Origin of the sequence: Pseudomonas sp. KBN10P06128, from assembly GCF_037574945.1 — a bacterium.
GTDB lineage: Bacteria > Pseudomonadota > Gammaproteobacteria > Pseudomonadales > Pseudomonadaceae > Pseudomonas > Pseudomonas aeruginosa.
On the sequence record NZ_JBBELR010000001.1, the window covers coordinates 3958106 to 3974242 of the forward strand.

The 16137-nt window shown below is 68.2% G+C and carries 12 protein-coding genes; 1 reads left to right on the plus strand and 11 read right to left on the minus strand.

The window, feature by feature from the left end; genetic code table 11:
* Nucleotides 1-116: 116 nt before the first annotated feature.
* Together VQ065_RS18370 and VQ065_RS18375 are read right to left on the minus strand one after the other, a co-directional pair.
* Nucleotides 117-1466 carry an alanine/glycine:cation symporter family protein gene (locus tag VQ065_RS18370; protein ID WP_003089954.1) on the minus strand — a complete coding sequence of 450 codons (1350 nt, stop codon included), beginning with the start codon at nucleotides 1464-1466 and terminating at the stop codon, nucleotides 117-119.
* A gap of 154 nt (nucleotides 1467-1620) precedes the next feature.
* A complete protein-coding gene (locus tag VQ065_RS18375) occupies nucleotides 1621-2532 on the minus strand; it encodes a LysR family transcriptional regulator (RefSeq protein WP_003089957.1) in 912 nt (303 codons plus the stop codon).
* Between the two features lie 118 nt (nucleotides 2533-2650).
* Between VQ065_RS18375 and VQ065_RS18380 the strand changes: the two genes are divergently transcribed.
* Nucleotides 2651-3646, plus strand: a complete 996-nt coding sequence (locus VQ065_RS18380; RefSeq protein ID WP_003089960.1) for an aldo/keto reductase — start codon at nucleotides 2651-2653, stop codon at nucleotides 3644-3646.
* A gap of 188 nt (nucleotides 3647-3834) precedes the next feature.
* On the opposite strand, the gene VQ065_RS18385 is transcribed toward VQ065_RS18380, so the two are convergent.
* The 9 genes from VQ065_RS18385 to VQ065_RS18425 all read right to left on the minus strand — a co-directional run bounded on the left by VQ065_RS18385 (nucleotide 3835) and on the right by VQ065_RS18425 (nucleotide 16075).
* On the minus strand, nucleotides 3835-4770 hold the full coding sequence (locus VQ065_RS18385; RefSeq protein ID WP_003089962.1) for a phosphatidate cytidylyltransferase: 936 nt from the start codon (nucleotides 4768-4770) through the stop codon (nucleotides 3835-3837).
* A 1-nt stretch (nucleotide 4771) separates the two neighbouring features.
* Nucleotides 4772-5401 carry a lysophospholipid acyltransferase family protein gene (locus VQ065_RS18390; RefSeq protein WP_003089964.1) on the minus strand — a complete coding sequence of 210 codons (630 nt, stop codon included), beginning with the start codon at nucleotides 5399-5401 and terminating at the stop codon, nucleotides 4772-4774.
* Between the two features lie 11 nt (nucleotides 5402-5412).
* A complete protein-coding gene (locus VQ065_RS18395; RefSeq protein WP_003089966.1) occupies nucleotides 5413-5865 on the minus strand; it encodes a hypothetical protein in 453 nt (150 codons plus the stop codon).
* A complete protein-coding gene (locus tag VQ065_RS18400; protein WP_009314145.1) occupies nucleotides 5858-7207 on the minus strand; it encodes a phosphatase PAP2/dual specificity phosphatase family protein in 1350 nt (449 codons plus the stop codon). The genes VQ065_RS18395 and VQ065_RS18400 overlap by 8 nt, the downstream gene beginning before the upstream one ends.
* Nucleotides 7207-8967, minus strand: coding sequence for a bifunctional alpha/beta hydrolase/class I SAM-dependent methyltransferase (locus tag VQ065_RS18405; protein WP_003089970.1), 1761 nt, complete (start codon nucleotides 8965-8967; stop codon nucleotides 7207-7209). The genes VQ065_RS18400 and VQ065_RS18405 overlap by 1 nt, the downstream gene beginning before the upstream one ends.
* Nucleotides 8968-9056: 89 nt before the next feature.
* Nucleotides 9057-9692: a CDP-alcohol phosphatidyltransferase family protein gene (locus tag VQ065_RS18410; protein ID WP_003139074.1), complete on the minus strand. Its 636-nt coding sequence runs from the start codon at nucleotides 9690-9692 to the stop codon at nucleotides 9057-9059.
* 134 nt (nucleotides 9693-9826) lie between these two features.
* Nucleotides 9827-13492 (minus strand): translocation/assembly module TamB domain-containing protein, encoded by a 3666-nt coding sequence (locus tag VQ065_RS18415; RefSeq protein WP_014603857.1) that lies wholly within the window; start codon nucleotides 13490-13492, stop codon nucleotides 9827-9829.
* Nucleotides 13489-15228 (minus strand): autotransporter assembly complex protein TamA, encoded by a 1740-nt coding sequence (locus VQ065_RS18420; RefSeq protein WP_003122638.1) that lies wholly within the window; start codon nucleotides 15226-15228, stop codon nucleotides 13489-13491. The genes VQ065_RS18415 and VQ065_RS18420 overlap by 4 nt, the downstream gene beginning before the upstream one ends.
* A 133-nt stretch (nucleotides 15229-15361) precedes the next feature.
* Entirely contained in the window at nucleotides 15362-16075 is a 714-nt protein-coding gene (locus tag VQ065_RS18425; protein ID WP_003139068.1) for a GNAT family N-acetyltransferase, read from the minus strand.
* Nucleotides 16076-16137: the final 62 nt, after the last annotated feature.

Below are 16137 nucleotides of genomic sequence, written 5' to 3' on the forward strand. Positions count from 1 at the left end.
CAGTGAGAAGCCGCCGGCCCTGTGGCCGGCAGCGGAAGCATTCGGGGCCGGCGACGATGCTAGCACGCTTTACCCGAGCGAAAACCTCGGGTTTGAGCGTCGCCGTCCCCCGAGGCTCAACTCCTGGCCTTGGCGAAATACTCCCGGGTCAGGCGGAACACCACCGGACTCAGTAGCAGCAAGGCGATCAGGTTGGGAATCGCCATCAGCGCGTTGAGGGTATCCGCCACCAGCCAGGCGAAGTCCAGCTGGGTCATGGCGCCGAACGGAATCGCCAGGGTCCAGACGATCCGGAACGGCAGGATCGCCCGGGTGCCCACCAGGTACTCCCAGCAGCGCTCGCCGTAGTAGCTCCAGCCGAGGATGGTGGTATAGGCGAACACCACCAGGGCCAGCGACAGGATGTAGTGGCCGACGCCCGGCATCGCCGCCTCGAACGCCGCCGAGGACAGCGCCGCGCCGCTGGCGCCGCTGGTCCAGACGCCCGAGGTGATGATCGCCAGGCCGGTCAGGCTGCAGATGATCAGGGTATCGATGAAGGTGCCGAGCATACCGATCAGGCCCGAACGCACCGCGCTATGGGTCGTGCCGGCGGCCTGGGCAATGCCGGCGGTGCCGAGGCCAGCCTCGTTGGAGAAGATCCCGCGTGCGACGCCGAAACGGATCGCCGCCATCACCGCTGCGCCGGCGAAGCCGCCGGTGGCGGCGATCGGCGTGAAGGCGTGGGTGAAGATCAGTTGGAACGCGCCGGGAATCGCCTCGGCATGGACCACCAGGACGATCACCGAGGCGACGATGTAGCCGACGCACATGAACGGCACCAGGGCTTCGGCGACCTTGCCGATACGGCGGATGCCGCCAAGGATCACCAGCCCGGTGACGAGCATGGTGGCGACCCCGGTGACCCAGTCGGGCACGCCGAAGGAAACCTCCAGGGCATCGGCCATGCTGTTGACCTGGACCATGTTGCCGATACCGAAGCCGGCGAGCCCGCCGAACAGCGCGAAGGCCGCGCCGAGCCAGGCCCAGCGCTTGCCCAGACCGTTCTTGATGGCATACATCGGACCGCCGACGTGTTCGTTGCGCTCATCCTTCTCGCGGTAGTGCACCGCCAGCACCACTTCGGAGAACTTGGTGGCCATTCCCACCAGCGCGGTGCACCACATCCAGAACAGCGCGCCCGGGCCGCCGAGGAAGATCGCCGTGGCCACCCCGGCGATGTTGCCGGTACCGACGGTGGCCGCCAGGCAGGTCATCAGCGCCTGGAACGGGCTGATCTCGCCGCTGCTCTCGTCATCCTTGCTACGCCCCTGCCAGAGCAGGCGAAAGCCGACTCCCAGGCGCACCAGGGGCATGAACTTCAACCCCAGCATCAGGTACAGGCCGGTGCCGAGAATCAGCACCAGCATCAACGGCCCCCAGACCACGCCGTTCAGGTCGACCACCCACTTCTGCAAGCTTTCCATCAGCGATCCTTATTCTTGTTCGAATGAATGCGGCCTGGCGGCAGTGGGCATCCGGAACTCGGACGAACATCCCTGCTCGACAGGCCAAGGCTGCCGATCCTAACGAGGTTATCCCGGCGAAATCGAGAAAAATCTTCACCAGGAAGCCTGCGTCTCATTGCGTCTCGCCGGCCGCCTGGCGACCGAACAGTTCCACCAGCCAGTCGACGAACACCCTCACCCGCGGCGACAACTGGCGCTGCGAGGGATACACGGCATGCAGCGGCAGCGATGGCGGCAACCATTCGCCGAGCACTTGTCGGAGGCTGCCGTCGGCCAGGCCGGCGGCGACGTGATAGTGCGGCGCCTGGATCAGCCCGAGCCCGGCCCGGCAGGCGGCGACGTAGGCATCGGCGTTGTTGACGCTGACCCGGCTGCGCATCGGCAACGTGCGCAGGCGCCCGTCGACGCTGAACTCGAAGTCGAAGGTACGCCCACTGGAAGGCGACTGGTAGTTCACCGCGAGGTGCCCGCCGAGTTCGGCGAGCTGCCGCGGATGGCCATGACGCTCCAGGTAGGCGGCGCTGGCGCAGGTCACCTGCTGCAGGTCGGCCAGGTGCCGGCCGACCAGGCTGGAATCGTGCAGCTCGCCGACCCGCAGCACGCAGTCCGCACCCTCGCGCAGCAGGTCGACCAGGCGATCGTTGCTGCTCAACTGCAGCTCCAGTTCCGGGTAGCGCTCGCAGAACTCCGGCAGGAACGGAATCACCCGCATCCGCCCCAGTGCGCCCGGCAGGTCGACCCGCAAGCGCCCGCGCGGGTTGTTCAGGACGCGTGGAAAGCAGCTTTCCGCCTCCTCCAGGTCCGCCAGCAGGCGCACGCAACGCTCGTAGTAGGCCTGCCCGTCGAGGGTCAGGCTGACCTGGCGGGTGGTGCGCTGCAGCAACTGCACGCCAAGGTGCGCCTCCAGTTGCTGGATCGCCTGGGTCACGCTGGCGCGCGGCAGCTCCAGGCTGTCCGCGGCCTTGCCGAAGGCGCCCAGCTCGACAATGCGGGTGAAGGCCTGCATGGCCTGGAAACGATCCATCGGACGTCCTCGATTATTTGGAAAATACGAATGGTAAAACCGTAATTATGGGCTTTATCCAGGCCAATGCGGAGCGAAGAATGACGGCGTTTTCCTTCCCTCCCGCGAGGCTCGACACATGAAAACCCGTCAACTCGGCCACAACGGCCCTTCCGTCTCCGCCATCGGCCTCGGCTGCATGGGCATGACCGACTTCTACACCACCGGCGGCGACCGCCAGGAGGCCATCGCCACCCTGCATCGCGCCGTGGAACTCGGGCTGAACTTCTTCGATACCGCCGACATGTACGGCCCGCACAGCAACGAGGAACTGCTCGGCGAGGCCCTGCGCGGCAAACGCGAGCAGGTGTTCCTGGCCAGCAAGTTCGGCATCGTCCGCGACCCTGCCAATCCCCAGGCGCGCGGCGTCGACGGCAGCCCGGCATATATCCGCCGCGCCATCGAAGGCAGCCTGAAGCGCCTCGGTACCGACCGCCTGGACCTTTACTATCAGCACCGCATGGACCCGCAGGTGCCCATCGAGGACAGCGTCGGCGCCCTCGCCGACCTGGTGAAGGCCGGCAAGATCCGCCACATCGGCCTCAGCGAAGCCTCGGCGGAAACCCTCGAACGTGCCCACCGGGTGCACCCGATCAGCGCGTTGCAGAGCGAGTACTCGCTGTGGACCCGCGATCCGGAGGACACCGGGGTGCTCGCCGCCTGCCGTCGCCTGGGCATCGCCTTCGTCCCCTACAGCCCGCTGGGCCGAGGTTTCCTTACCGGCACCCTGAAGCGCCCGGAAGACTTCGCCGCCGACGATTACCGCCGTTTCAGCCCGCGCTTCCAGGGCGAGAACTTCGCGAAGAACCTGAAGCTGGTGGACAAGGTCGGCGAACTGGCCGCGGCCAAGGGCGTGAAACCCTCGCAACTGGCGCTGGCCTGGGTGCTGGCGCAGGGCGATGACCTGATCCCGATTCCCGGCACCAAGCAGCGGCGCTACCTGGAGGAGAACGTCGCCGCGACGGAACTGCGCCTGAGCGCGGCGGAACTGGCCGAGCTGGATGCGATCTTCCCCGCCGAGGCGGTCGCCGGCAGTCGCTATAGCGAGGAAGGCATGCGCCTGGTCAATCTCTGAGACAGTGAAGCTGCGGTCACGTCTCCATATGCCGGAGCCTGGTTGTAGGGCGAATCACCGCTTGCGGTTATCCGCCGCTTATCCGGGGTATCGGCGGATACCGCCTGTGGCGGTATTCGCCCTACGGGTCTCTATCGCTCGCAATTTCCTGGCTGCCTACACGGCGGGGAAACGGCGCCAGGCGAACCTCAGGGCGTCCACCAGTAGCGCACCACGTGGAAGAAGATCGGCGCGGCGAAGCACACCGAGTCCAGGCGGTCGAGCATGCCACCGTGACCTTCGATCATGTGCCCCCAGTCCTTGACCCCGCGGTCGCGCTTGATCGCCGACATCACCAGGCCGCCGAAGAAGCCCAGCAGGTTGATCAGCAGCGCGATCAGCGCCGCCTGCCAGAGGTTGAACGGGGTGATCCACCACAGCGAGGCGCCGATGGCGGTGGCCAGGGCGATGCCGCCGACGAAGCCTTCGACGGTCTTCGACGGCGACAGGTTGGGAGCGATCTTGCGCTTGCCGAACAGCTTGCCGCAGATGTACTGCATCACGTCGGAGAGCTGCACGACGATCACCAGGTAGGCGATCAGCAGCAGGTTGCGCCCCTCGAAGCCGGGGATGTCGAGGGTCAGCAGCGCCGGCACGAAGGAGATACAGAACACCGCCAGCATCAGGCCCCACTGCACTTTCGAGGCGCGCTCGAGGAAGTGCTTGGTGTCGCCGCCCAGCGAGGCGAGGATCGGCAACAGCAGGAACACGTACACCGGGATGAAGATCGAGAACATGCTGTACCAGTCGATGTAGATCAGCAGGTACTGCATCGGCAGCACGAAGTAGAACGCCGCCACCAGCGCCGGGTAGTCACTGCGCCGGGTCGGGGTGAGGGTGATGAACTCGCGCAGGGCGTAGAACGACACGCCATAGAACAGCAGGATCACCGCCGCCTGGCCGAGCCAGAAGGCGAAACCGATCACCAGGACCATCGCCCACCAGGCGTTGATCCGCGCGTTCAGGTTGTCGATCACCGCGTTCGGGCCGGGACCGGCGCGCCACTTGAGGACGAAGCCGACCAGCGAGGCGAGCAGCAGCAGCGCGCCGATCCCGCCGAAGAGCATCCAGGTCTGTTCGTTCATCTCAGGCCTCCTCTTCCGGCGCCAGGTCCAGCAGGGCCATGCGCGCTCGTTCGAGGAACGCCTCCTTGCCTTCTTCCGCCGTGGCGACCAGCGGCTTGCCGAAGCTCAGGGTGCAGAGCAGCGGCAACGGCAGCATGCGGCCCTTGGGCATGACCCGGTTGAGGTTGGCCAGCCAGACCGGCACCAGCTCGACGTCCGGGTGGGCCAGGGACAGGTGGTAGATACCGCTCTTGAATGGCAACAGCTTGACCTCGTCGTCCAGGTTGCGGGTGCCCTCGGGGAAGATGATCAGCGAATCGCCGCCGTCCAGGGCGCGGTCGAGGGGTTCGAGCGGATTGGCATTGGCATCGCTGCGCTGGCGGTCGACCAGCACGCCGTTGAACACCTTGTTGATCACGTAGCTGCGCAGGCCGGCCTTGTTCCAGTAGTCGGCGCCCGCCACCGGCCGGGTACGCCGCCGCACCTCCGGCGGCAACGAGGCCCAGAGCAGGACGAAGTCGCCATGGCTACTGTGGTTGGCGTAATAGATGCGTTGCTTGGGGATCGGCGTAGTGCCCAGCCAGAGGCTGCGCAAGCCGGTGATGGCGCGGGCGCCGGCGATGATGCCATAGGCGACGACTGATTCGAGCATGGGAAGACTCTTCAGGTTTGAGCGTTGAATAGAGGGATCGACAACAGGCACGACAAGGCCAGCAGGAACTGGGCGCCACAGGCCAGCGCCTGCCAGCGTAGCAGGCGCAGGGCGCCGCGGCTGCGCTGGTTCCAGGTGCGCCCCGCGGCGTCCGCGCGGGCCAGGCCGAGGTCGGCCAGGGCCCGGTCCAGGTCTTGGGTCTGCGCCTCCAGCCTGTCGCCGGCGCGGCTGAAACGTTCGAACAGTTCGGCGTCCAGGGCCACTCGCAGCGCCCAGTACTTCTGCCACAGGCCGAGCATGGCGATCGCCAGCATCGCCGCAGCGAAATAGCGCCAGCCGATGCCCTGCACGGCCTGATACAGGCCCAGCCCGATGGCCAGCAGGGTCAGTGCGGCGGACAGCCGGTCGATCTCGCGGCCACGGCGCAGCAGCGCCGCCACCAGGGCCAGGGATTGCTCAGGCATGGCGCACCTCGCCCAGTTCCGCCGACGGCTCCGGCACGCTCCCGCTCAGCGCCGCGAGGGTCCGCCGCTGGGCCTCGCCCAGCAGCACTTGCGGTCGCGCCCGGCGTAACACCGCCACGGCCGACTCGACGTCCGCCGCGCGGCCGCTGAGCAGCAGCCAGGCGGCGACCAGCGTGGCGCTGCGCGAATAGCCCAGGGCACAGGCCACCAGCAGCGGCCCTTGCGCCAGCAGTTCGTCGATCAGCGCGGCGGCGCGCCGGCAGTCCCCGACGTCCGGCGCGACCAGGTCGAGCAACGGCAGGCTGCGATAGGCCAGCCCCTGCGGCTCGCAGGAAAGTTCGGCGGTAGCGTCGAGCAATGCGCGGAAGCGGCCGTCGGCCAGTTCCGCGGACGACGGCAGGCGCCCCAGCCAGAGGCCCGGCAGCACCTCGTCCGGCTGCGGCCGGCGACGGGTCCAGAGCCAGGCGTTGATCCGCGCGCCAAGCAGATATGGCGCCAGCAGCCAGCGCACGGCGGCGCTCAGGCGGCCAGTGCTGCCCTTCTGGAAGCCGGCGGCGCCGAACAGCAGGTAGTTCAGCGCCACCAGCGCCAGCGCCAGCGCCGGCCAGCACAGCCACAACGCCGCACCGCCGACGGCAAAGGCGACGGCGGCGCAGGCCAGCGCGCCGAGGCCATAGCGAGCGGCCAGCCGCCGCCGTTGCCGGTCGCGGCTCAGGCTGGCGCGGGCGAACGGCGCGGGCTGCGCCTGCGGCCACAGCCAGACGCACAGCCAACCGGCCAGCGCGCCGGTGGGCACGTCGATGAAATGGTGCTGCCAGGTGGTCAGCACCGACAGCCCGATCAGCGCGAACCAGCCATGCAGCAGCCAGCGCCAGGCGCCGCTGGCGTAGCGCGCGTAGCAGACCCAGAGCACTACCAGCAGGGCGATGTGCAGCGACGGTGCCTGGTTGTACGGTTTGTCGAACCCCATCAGCACGTCGAACAGCCAGCCGAACACGCCGCCCAGTTCCGGCCGTTCGAAGGTGAAGCGCAGGGGGAACAGCAGGAAGCAGGTCACCGACAGCACCTGGGCGCTGAGCAGGCGCAGGCAGTGGGTGTCCAGCTCGCGCTTGTCCCGCGGCAACAACAGCGACAGGCCGTAGAGCAGGTCGATCGACCAGTACGGCAGGATGGTCCAGGGCCACAGCGGCATCCCGCGTTCCCAGTCGAAGACCAGGCTGCCGACGTCGCCGCGCTGGCTGGTCAACCAGTTGGCCAGGCCATAGCTGGCGAAGAAGAACGGGCCGAGGAACAGCAGCCAGAGCACCGCCCGTTTCAGTACCCCCGGCTCGCGCGGCGCCATCAGCGGGCGACCTTCTGCGCCAGCGATACGCTGAAGATGCCCCACTGGTCGACCCGCTGGGTGATCTTGCGGAAGCCGGCGGCCGCCACCAGTTGGTCCATTTCCGCCTGGGTCCGGCGCCGCATCACCCAGGCCTGGCCCTGGCGGTGGCTGGTCAGCGCGCGGGCGATCAGTTCCAGCTGCGGGTGCCAGGGCTGTCCGGTGTAGACCAGGTAGCCGCCCTCCTCCAACGCCTCGCCGAGGCCGGCGAGGGAGTCGCCGACCATGCGGTTGTCGGCGAACAGCTCGTAGAGCCCGGAAACCACCCCGAGGCTCGGCTTCGGTTGCAGCGCCTCCAGGTCGGCGCGATCGAAGGCGTCGCCCTTGACGAAGCGGGCGATGCCGGCGAGGCCCTTGCTTTCGATCAGGGCGCTGCCGTCACGCACGTTGATCTCGCTGTAGTCGCGCAGGAGGATGCTTTCCGGCAGCGGCTCGACGCCTTGCAGGGCTTCGAGGATGTAGCGGCCGTGGCCGGCGGCGATGTCGACGATGCGCACCTCGCGCTGCTCCTCGCGCAACCGCTGCATGGCCAGGCGCAGCAGCTCCTCGGCGTGCAGCTTGCGCTGGCGGATGCCGCGCCAGCCGATGGAGTCCAGGTAGTTGCGGTCGATCAGGCGACCCAGCGGGCCGCTGCCGGTGGGCTGGTTGCGGTAGACATAGTCGAGGGTGCTGCCGGAATCGAAACCGGTGTCGAAGCCCAGCTTGACCCCGTCCGACCACAGGCTGCCCAGGCGCAGGCCGGCACGGGTGGCGCGCCAGTAGAGATCGCGCGGCGAGTTCTTCGGCAACGGCGCGGCCAGTGCCTCGGCCTCGGCGCAGGTATGACCCAGGCGGTCGGCATCGAGCAGGCTCGGTCGTTCAGGTGCCGTGGCGAATGCCTCGAGGAGGAAGCGCCGGGCACGGGCGACGGCCAGGTGACGATCGCGCTCGCCAAGGGTGTCGTGGAAGAAGCCGGGCAGGATGTGCTTTTCCTTGCGCAGGCTGCCGAGACGCTCGAAGAAGCGCTCCTGCGGCGCACGATGGACGACGAAGTCGGCCCCGGAAATCAGCAGTTGGGTGGGAATCTGGATCGCCTGTGCGTCCGCTACCACCCGCTCGGCAGCTTCGTAGAGACCGAGCAGGACGTTCACCGAGATCGCCTTGGCGATCAGCGGGTCGCTGTCGTAGGAGGCGATCCGCTGCGGGTCGTGACTGAGGAAGCGTGCCTTGACATAGCTGTTGACGAAGAAATTGCCGCGCCACAGGCGCATCAGTTTCAGCCCGCTGCGGGCGAACGGCACGTAGAGCTTGACCTGGAACGCCGGCGAAGCCAGCACCAGCGCGCGTACCTTCGGCGCGTAGTCGTGGGCCCAGGTGGAAACCAGCACCGCGCCGACGCTCTGCGCCACCACCGCCATCCGCTCTTCGGCGATACCGTGGACGGCCTGGATATGGTCGACGAAGGTCTGTACGTCGCGCACGCTGGTGGCGAAGCTCGGGCTGTCGCCGCGGGCGCCTGGCGAGAGGCCGTGGCCACGGGCGTCCCAGGCGAAGAAGTCGTGTTCCGGCAGGTCGAGTTCGTCGACCAGGTGGGCGATCCGCCCGGAGTGCTCATGGCCGCGGTGGAACAGCAGCACCGCCTGGCGCGTGCCGTCCGGCGCCGGGCGGCTGGCCGGCCAGTGGCGGTAGAAGAGTTCTACCCCGTCGTGGGTGGTGAAACGCAATTCCTGTACGTCGCGCATGTGATGTCCCTATGTCGTTGCCCCGGCCGGGAACCCGGCGGGGTTGCTTCCTGCGGGCGCCCACCTCCATGGTGCTCGCCCATTCCCGCTCAGGCCTGCTCGTCGCGGCCCCGCCGACTCGCGGCCAGCTCGGCCAGGCCCTGGCGCACACGGTTGCCGATGGTCAGCAGCAGCAGGGCCGCGATCAGCAACATCAGCCAGTCGATCCAGGCCAGCGGCAACAGGCCGCTGGCCACCCCGGCGCCGATCACGCCGAAACACAGCGCCCGGTCGCTCTTGCCCATCGGGCCGTCGTAGCGGCGCGAAGCGCCGACCATGGTGCCCAGCGCACCGGCATATTCGCTGATCACCGCCAGCAGCACCACCAGCACCACCCACAGCGGATTGACTCCCGGCAACAGGGCGAACGGCAGGTACAGGCCGCTGTCGGCGATCACGTCGGTGAGTTCGTTGAGGTAGGCGCCCAGGTCGGATTTCTGGCCGAACTCGCGGGCGAGCATGCCGTCCACCGCGTTCAGCGCCATGCGCAGGAACATCCACAGCGGAACGAGGGCGAACAGCCAGAGATGGCTGGCGAAACCGGCGACCAGCGCGCCGACCAGCAGCGACAGCAGGCAGGCCGCCAGGGTCACCTGGTTGGCAGTGATGCCGCGCTGGTAGAGGCGCTGCACGCCGGGACGAAGAAGATTCTGAAAGCGCGGTTTGAGTTGATAGACGGAAATCATGTCAGCCAGTCCTTGTGCCGAGTTGCTTCGGGCACCGACCTGGCGGTCGGCGCCCGCTCCATTCTACGACGTCGATGCGCCGCTAAAAGTGACACACTTTTATGCGTTACGCATGGTCCGTATCAGCGCATCCGTCAGAAATCGCGCTTGAAGAACAGGTCCAGCGAACTGGCCAGGCCGCTCGCCGCTTCGAGATAGAGGCGTTTGGTCAACTGGTAGCGCAAGGCGATGGTATTTGCCGGTTCGAACACTCCAACACCATAGCGCAGGCTGAGCTTGTCGGTGATATTCCCGCTGGCGACCACGCTGGTGCTGTTGCCGGTGCCCTCGGTGTCCAGCTGGAAGTCCTGGATGCCGAGCTGCTTGGCGATTTCCCCGGTGAGCGGTGCGCTACCGGCCAGGCCCAGGGCCAGGGCCGCCTCGCCGAGCATGTTGCTGTCTTCGCCGGTGCTCATCGGCCGCCCCAGCACCAGGTAGGACAGCGCCTGCTCCTGGCTCATCGCCGGTTCGGAGAATACCGCGCTGGTCGGCTGCTCGGCGCTGCCGGTCAGGCGCAGGCCGGCGACCACATCGTCGACCCGGCGGATCGCCTCGATATCCAGGTACGGCTGGTCGATCGGTCCGGCGAAGAACAGCCGCGCCCTACGGATCGTCAGGCGCTGGCCGTAGGCACGATAGCGGCCCTTGTTCAGGTTCAGCTCGCCGCGGGTATCCAGGTTGTCGCCGATGTGCAGGTGGCCGGCCAGTTCGGCGCTGAGGCCGAAGCCGGAGAACGCCAGCTTGTCCTGGCCGACCTCGACATCGATGTCCATCTTCATCTTCAGCGGCTGCTGCTCGGGCTGCTCGGAGCCGACGATCACCGCGTCGTCGGAGACCTTGACCGTGGATGGCGGCAACTGGCGGATGGTGATGTCGCCACGCGGCACCAGGACCTTGCCGGAGATCGCCAGCTCCTGGCCGGCCATGCCGATCTTCAGGTCCGGTTCCACCTCCAGTTGCGCATAGGGATCGACCACCACCGGCAGGCGGTTGCCACGGATGTTCAGGGCGACGTTCAGCGCCTCGCCCCAGCTCAGGTTGCCGGACAGGCTGCCCTGGCCGTACCTGCCGCTGCGCCAGCCGCCGCCGAGTTCCAGGCTTTCGCCAGCGATGCGAGCGTCGAGGGAAAGGTTCTCGAAGCTGGTCGGCAGCTCGCCGCCGCCGATGTTGCCGTCGCTCAGCGTCACCCGTCCGTCGACCCGCGGCGCCAGCAGGCCGCCGGACAGCCGGCCGCTGCCGTTCAGCCTGCCTTGCAGTTTCTCCACCATCGGCACGAACGGGCGCGCCACCGACAGGTCGAGGCCGGCCAGGCTGAACTCGCCGCTCAGCGGCTTGCTCGCCGGGCGCGGGTCGATCTGCGCCTGCACCCGCAACTCGCCGAGCTTCGGTCCGCGGAAGTCGAGGGAGGTATCGACGCGGTTGGGCGCCAGCCGGCTCTCCAGGCGCAGGCTGTCGTAGCCGACGTCGACCCACTGGCCCTGGTCGCGCAGGCGCAGCGTACCGCTGCCGGCGTCCAGGCTGACCACGCCGCTCGGGCCGCGGGCCGGAACGTCCAGTTGCAGGTCGCCGTTCAGCTTGCCCTGCCAGGCGAAATCCTCGGGGAACCATTGCTTCAGGCTGTCCAGCGGGAAGTCGCGCAAGGTGTAGCGCAGCCGCGGCTCGGGCAGCAGGCGCTGCTCGCCGCCGCAGAGGCTGGCGGCGCCGGATACCCAGCAATGTGCGCCGAAATTGACCTTGCCGTCGGCCAACCGCTCCAGGCGCGCCGGCTGCTGTAGCTTCCAGTCCTGGCCGCCGCTGCTCAACTCGCCGCGCGCCAGGCGACCGCGCCAGTTGCCGCGCTCCAGTTGCCCGTCGAAGGCCAGGCCGAGCTTGAGCAAGGCACCTTGCAGGTCCAGTTCCAGTTGCTGGCGGCGTTGGTCGCCGCGGGCATTGGCCTTGAACAGGCCGAGATCGGTTTCGCCGCTGCGCAGGCCGGAAGCGACCAGCGCCAGGGTGCCGTTCTGCCGGGCATCGAGGTTCGCCTGCAGGTCGAGGCCGGCGATGCGCTGCTCGGCGTAGGCGATCTGCTGTCCCTTGAGGTTCAGCCTGCCTTGCGGCGCCGCGAGGCTGCCAGCCAGGTCGAGGCGTCCGTCGAGGCGACCGAAGAGTTGCGGCCAAAGCTGGCCGAGACGGTTCAGGGCGATGTCCAGGCGGCCTTGCAGGCGCTGGTCGAGCGCCCCGCTGCCCTGCACCTTGTTATCCCCCAGGCGCAGGTCGAGGTTGCCCAGCGTCCAGCGCTGCCCCTCGCCTTCGGCGCGCGCCTGGAATAGCGCCGGCTGGCCGCGCAGGCGGCCCTTGACGTCGAGATCCACGCCCAACGCCAGCCGCTCGTCGCGAACACTTCCCTGGCTGCGCAAGGGACCGGCCAGTGAACCCGGCAGCTCGGCGACCCAGTACGCCGGGTTCAGTTCGCTGAGCTGCAGGGCGGTATCCCAAGCCACGCCATTGTCGAAACGCAACGTCACCCGGCCCTCGGCCTGGCCTTGCCCGGCGCGGAGCTGCAACGACGGCAGGTTGAGCTGGACGAGGTCGCCGGACACCGGGCTGGCCAGCGTGAAGTCGCCCGCCGGACCGCTCGCCGCCGCGCTGAAATTGCCCAGGTAGCGCTGGTCCTGGTAATGCACTTCCGCCTTGAAGGTCTTCAGCGTCACCGGCGGCGGCTCCTCCAGCGGATACAGGCGCAGCCAGGGGAAGTCCTTCCAGTCCAGGGTCGCGTCGGCGGCCAGGCTTTCGCGCCAGTCCAGGCGTCCGACCAGCTCCAGGCGCTGCTCGCCGCCAGCGTCCAGGCGCAGTTGGCGGATATCCGCGCCCTGGGCGTCGACCCGCCCGTCCAGGCTCAACGCCACCGCCCCGCCCTCGCCCGGCAGGCTGGCGCCGCCGCGGATCAGGTAACCGCTCTTGAGATCGCCGCCGGCATCGAGCTGGATGGCATTCAGGGTCAAGGTGTCCGGTAGTCCGGCCGTACCCTTGAAACCGTCGGCGCGGATCAGCAATCGTGCCGGCAGGTTTTCCGCCAGCGCCTGCAACTGTCCTTCCAGGCTGCCGTCCAGGTAACCGCTGCTGCGGCCTTTCAGGGTCAGCGCCTGCTGCAGCTCACCGCCGACCTGGACGGCCAGCTTCCACGGCTTGCCTTCGGGAGCGGGCAGGCCGAGCGTGGCTTCGGCCTGCAAGGGCCAGTCGCCGCTCGGCTGCAAGCGCCCCTGGAGCGCCAGGTCCAGGCCGAAGCCCCGCGCCGTCAGCGAGTCGATGTGCAGGCCGTCGGCCAGCCAATGGGCCGCCAGCTTGAGTTCGGCGACCTGCTGGTTGCCGTCGAGCAGGAAGCTGCCGACCGCCACTTCGCCGAGTTCGATGCTCAGCGGCAGTTTCAGCGTCGGCAGGCTGATCGGCCCGCTGTCGGCGCTGTCGCCGCTCGGCGGCAGGTCCAGCGCGACCCGCTCGGCGGCCACCCGCTGCAGGCACAGGCGCAGCCCCGCCAGGCAAGCCGGCGACCAGCGCAGTTCTGGCCGCTCGACGACCAGTTGCGTACCGTCCTGCGCCCAGGACAGCCGCTGTGCCTGCCAGGCGCCACCGAGGCGACCCTCGAAGCCGCTGACCTGCAGGCCCGGCACGCGGCCGAGCAGCCAGGCGCTGCCGGCCTGGGTGCCGAGCAGCGCAGCGAGTCCCAGGAGCAGCGCGAGGAGCAGCCCGACTATGGCCAGCAAGGTGATCTTCAGCGCCTTCACAGTTCTGGCCCCATGGAGAAGTGCAGGCGGAAACCGCCGTCGTCGTCGAGCGCATGGGCCAGGTCGAGGCGCAACGGGCCGACCGGCGAGACCCAGCGCACGCCGAAGCCGACCCCGGTCTTGATCGACGGGAAGTCCAGCGAGTTGAAGGCGTTGCCCTGGTCGACGAAGGTCGCCAGGCGCCAGCGCTCGGCCAGCGGATATTGATACTCGACGCTGCCGGCGATCATGTAGCGGCCGCCGATCTTGTCGCCATCGGAATTCTCCGGCGACAGCGTCCGGTAGTCGTAGCCGCGCACGCTCTGGTCACCGCCGGCGAAGAAGCGCAGCGAGGGCGGGATCGACTTGTAGTCGTTGGTGGCGATTCCGCCTACCTGCAGGCGGCCGAGCAGGCGATGGCCGCCGGCGAAGCTGGTCAGGCCCTTGGCCATGGCGTCGACATGGAGTACGTCGGCGTCGGCCAGCAGGCCTTCCTTCGCCCCCTTGACGTTGAACTGCAGGCGGTAGCCATGGCTGGGGTCGACCTTGTTGTCGGTCTCCAGCAGCGAGTAGCCGATCCCCGGCATCAGGAAGCTGCTCAGCCCGGAGTCGTCGCCCAGCTTGTACTCCTCGCGCATCCAGTTCAGCGAAACCACCCGCTGCCAGCCATCGGGCTGCTTGCTGTGCCATTCGCCGCCAAGGGTCAGCAGCTTGCTCTCGGTGTCGACCAGGTCTTCGAACTGGTAGCCGCTGGTGAAGCGCAGCTTGTCGGTGAGCGGCGGATCGAGGGGAATCTCGTACCAGGCGCCGACGTTCTGCCGTGGTGCGGAGATTTCCGACTCGAATCCCAGGCTATGCCCTTCGGCATTCACCCAATGGCGGGTCCAGTTGAACCTCGCGCGCGCCCCGACGTCGGTCGAGAAGCCGAGGCCGACGCCCATGGTCCGGGGCTTGCGCGCCTCCAGCCGGACCGCTACCGGGATCGCCTGGCGCGCGCCGTCGGCCTGCGCCTGGGTCGGCGCGGCGTCGACCCGCACGCCCTCGAAGTAGCCGCTGGATTGCAGGTTCTGGTTGAGTTCGGCGATCAGTTCGGAGTCATAGGGTTGGCCGGCCTTGAACGGCACCATGCGGCGCAACAGTTCTTCCTCGATGATCGAGTCGCCGTCGAAGCTCACCTTGCCGAAGGTGTAGCGCTGGCCGCTGTCGTAGACCAGGTCGATGTCGGCGATGCCGGCGCGCGGATCGATGCTCAGGCGCTGGGTGCTGAAGCGGCCCTGGAAGAAGCCGTAGCGCGAGGCCTGGTTCTGGATCAGCCGCTTGGCGTCCTCGTAGACACCCTGGTTCAGCTTCGCGCCCGGTTTCAGCTGCTTGCCCGACGGCAAGCGGAAGCTCTCCAGGCTGGCGGCCTCGCCGAGCACCTGGATGTTCACCTGGCGCAGGCGCACGGGCTCGCCGGGCACTACCTTGAGCGTGAGCTTCGGCGGCTTGCCGTCCTTCACCTCGCTGTCGATCTGCGCCTGGAAGTAGCCGAGCGCCTGGGCCGCCTTTTCCGCCTGCGCCTCGGCATTGCGGCGGAAACGTTGCAACGCCGCCTCGTCCCGCTCGCCGAGGCTACCCACGTAGGCCTCGATATTGGCCTTCAGGGCAGCATTGGCGGGGGTGACGCGCACGCTAAGCTGGCTCTCCGCGAAGGCGGCCGTACTCAGGCACAGCAGCCCGGCCAGCGGGAACCGGAACAATCCTTGAGTCAGTCTCATGGCGCGGATGCTACGCAGGCGGGTGGCGCGCGTCCAGATTTGCGCGGACGCCGCCGACCACCTCCTGACATTCGGGTTTTATGACGCCAAGCGCCTGACAGGCATGGCTTTTCTCGCGCGCCCGGGGGAACGCTCAGGTCGCCGCCGGCGTCTCGCCAGGATGCAGGAGGACGTGCTCGCGCACCGCTCCCAGCGTCACCTCGCCGATCTCGCGGTAGCCGTGCCGCTGGTAGAAGTCCAGGTAGCGCGCATTGCCGGTATCCAGGACCAGCCCCTGCGAAGCGGAGTCCTCGGCGCACCAGCGCTGCACGGCCGCCAGCAACTGCTCGCCGATCTGCCTGCCCTGGTACTCGGGATGCACGCCGAGCATCGGCAACTGGTGGTGGGGGCCGACCGGCAGGCAGGCCTGCACCGCCCGGTGGTAATCCAGGTAGCGCCGGGTCGCGGCCAGGCCGACGCTGAACAGCATGCGCAGGCGCCAGCTCCAGCTCTCGGTGATATCCAGGCGCCGCTGCGGCGGCGTGATCAGGGCCGCCGCGACCAGCCGATCGTCGATGAACAGGCCGATGGCCGGCAACTCTTCGCCCAGATGGCGCTCGACCATCTCCCGGACGCACGCACGCACGCGCTGGTCGTAGCCGGCGCGCTGCGCATCCATCAGGTAGGCGAAGGTCGGTTCGTGGCGGTAGGCGTGGTAGAAAAGCGAGCGGACTTCGCGGCTATAGCCGTCGTCGAGCAGACGGACATCGGTGACCTGATCAGGCATGGAACGCATTCCTTGTCGGCCGCCGGCGCAGCGACACGCACGCTTCGCCACGGCGATTGGTCGAGCGGATGGCCTGGCCATCCCCGTCCGCGGCAGACCACAGGGCCGGCAAAGCGCCAAGCCACACAGCCATCGGGTACCCG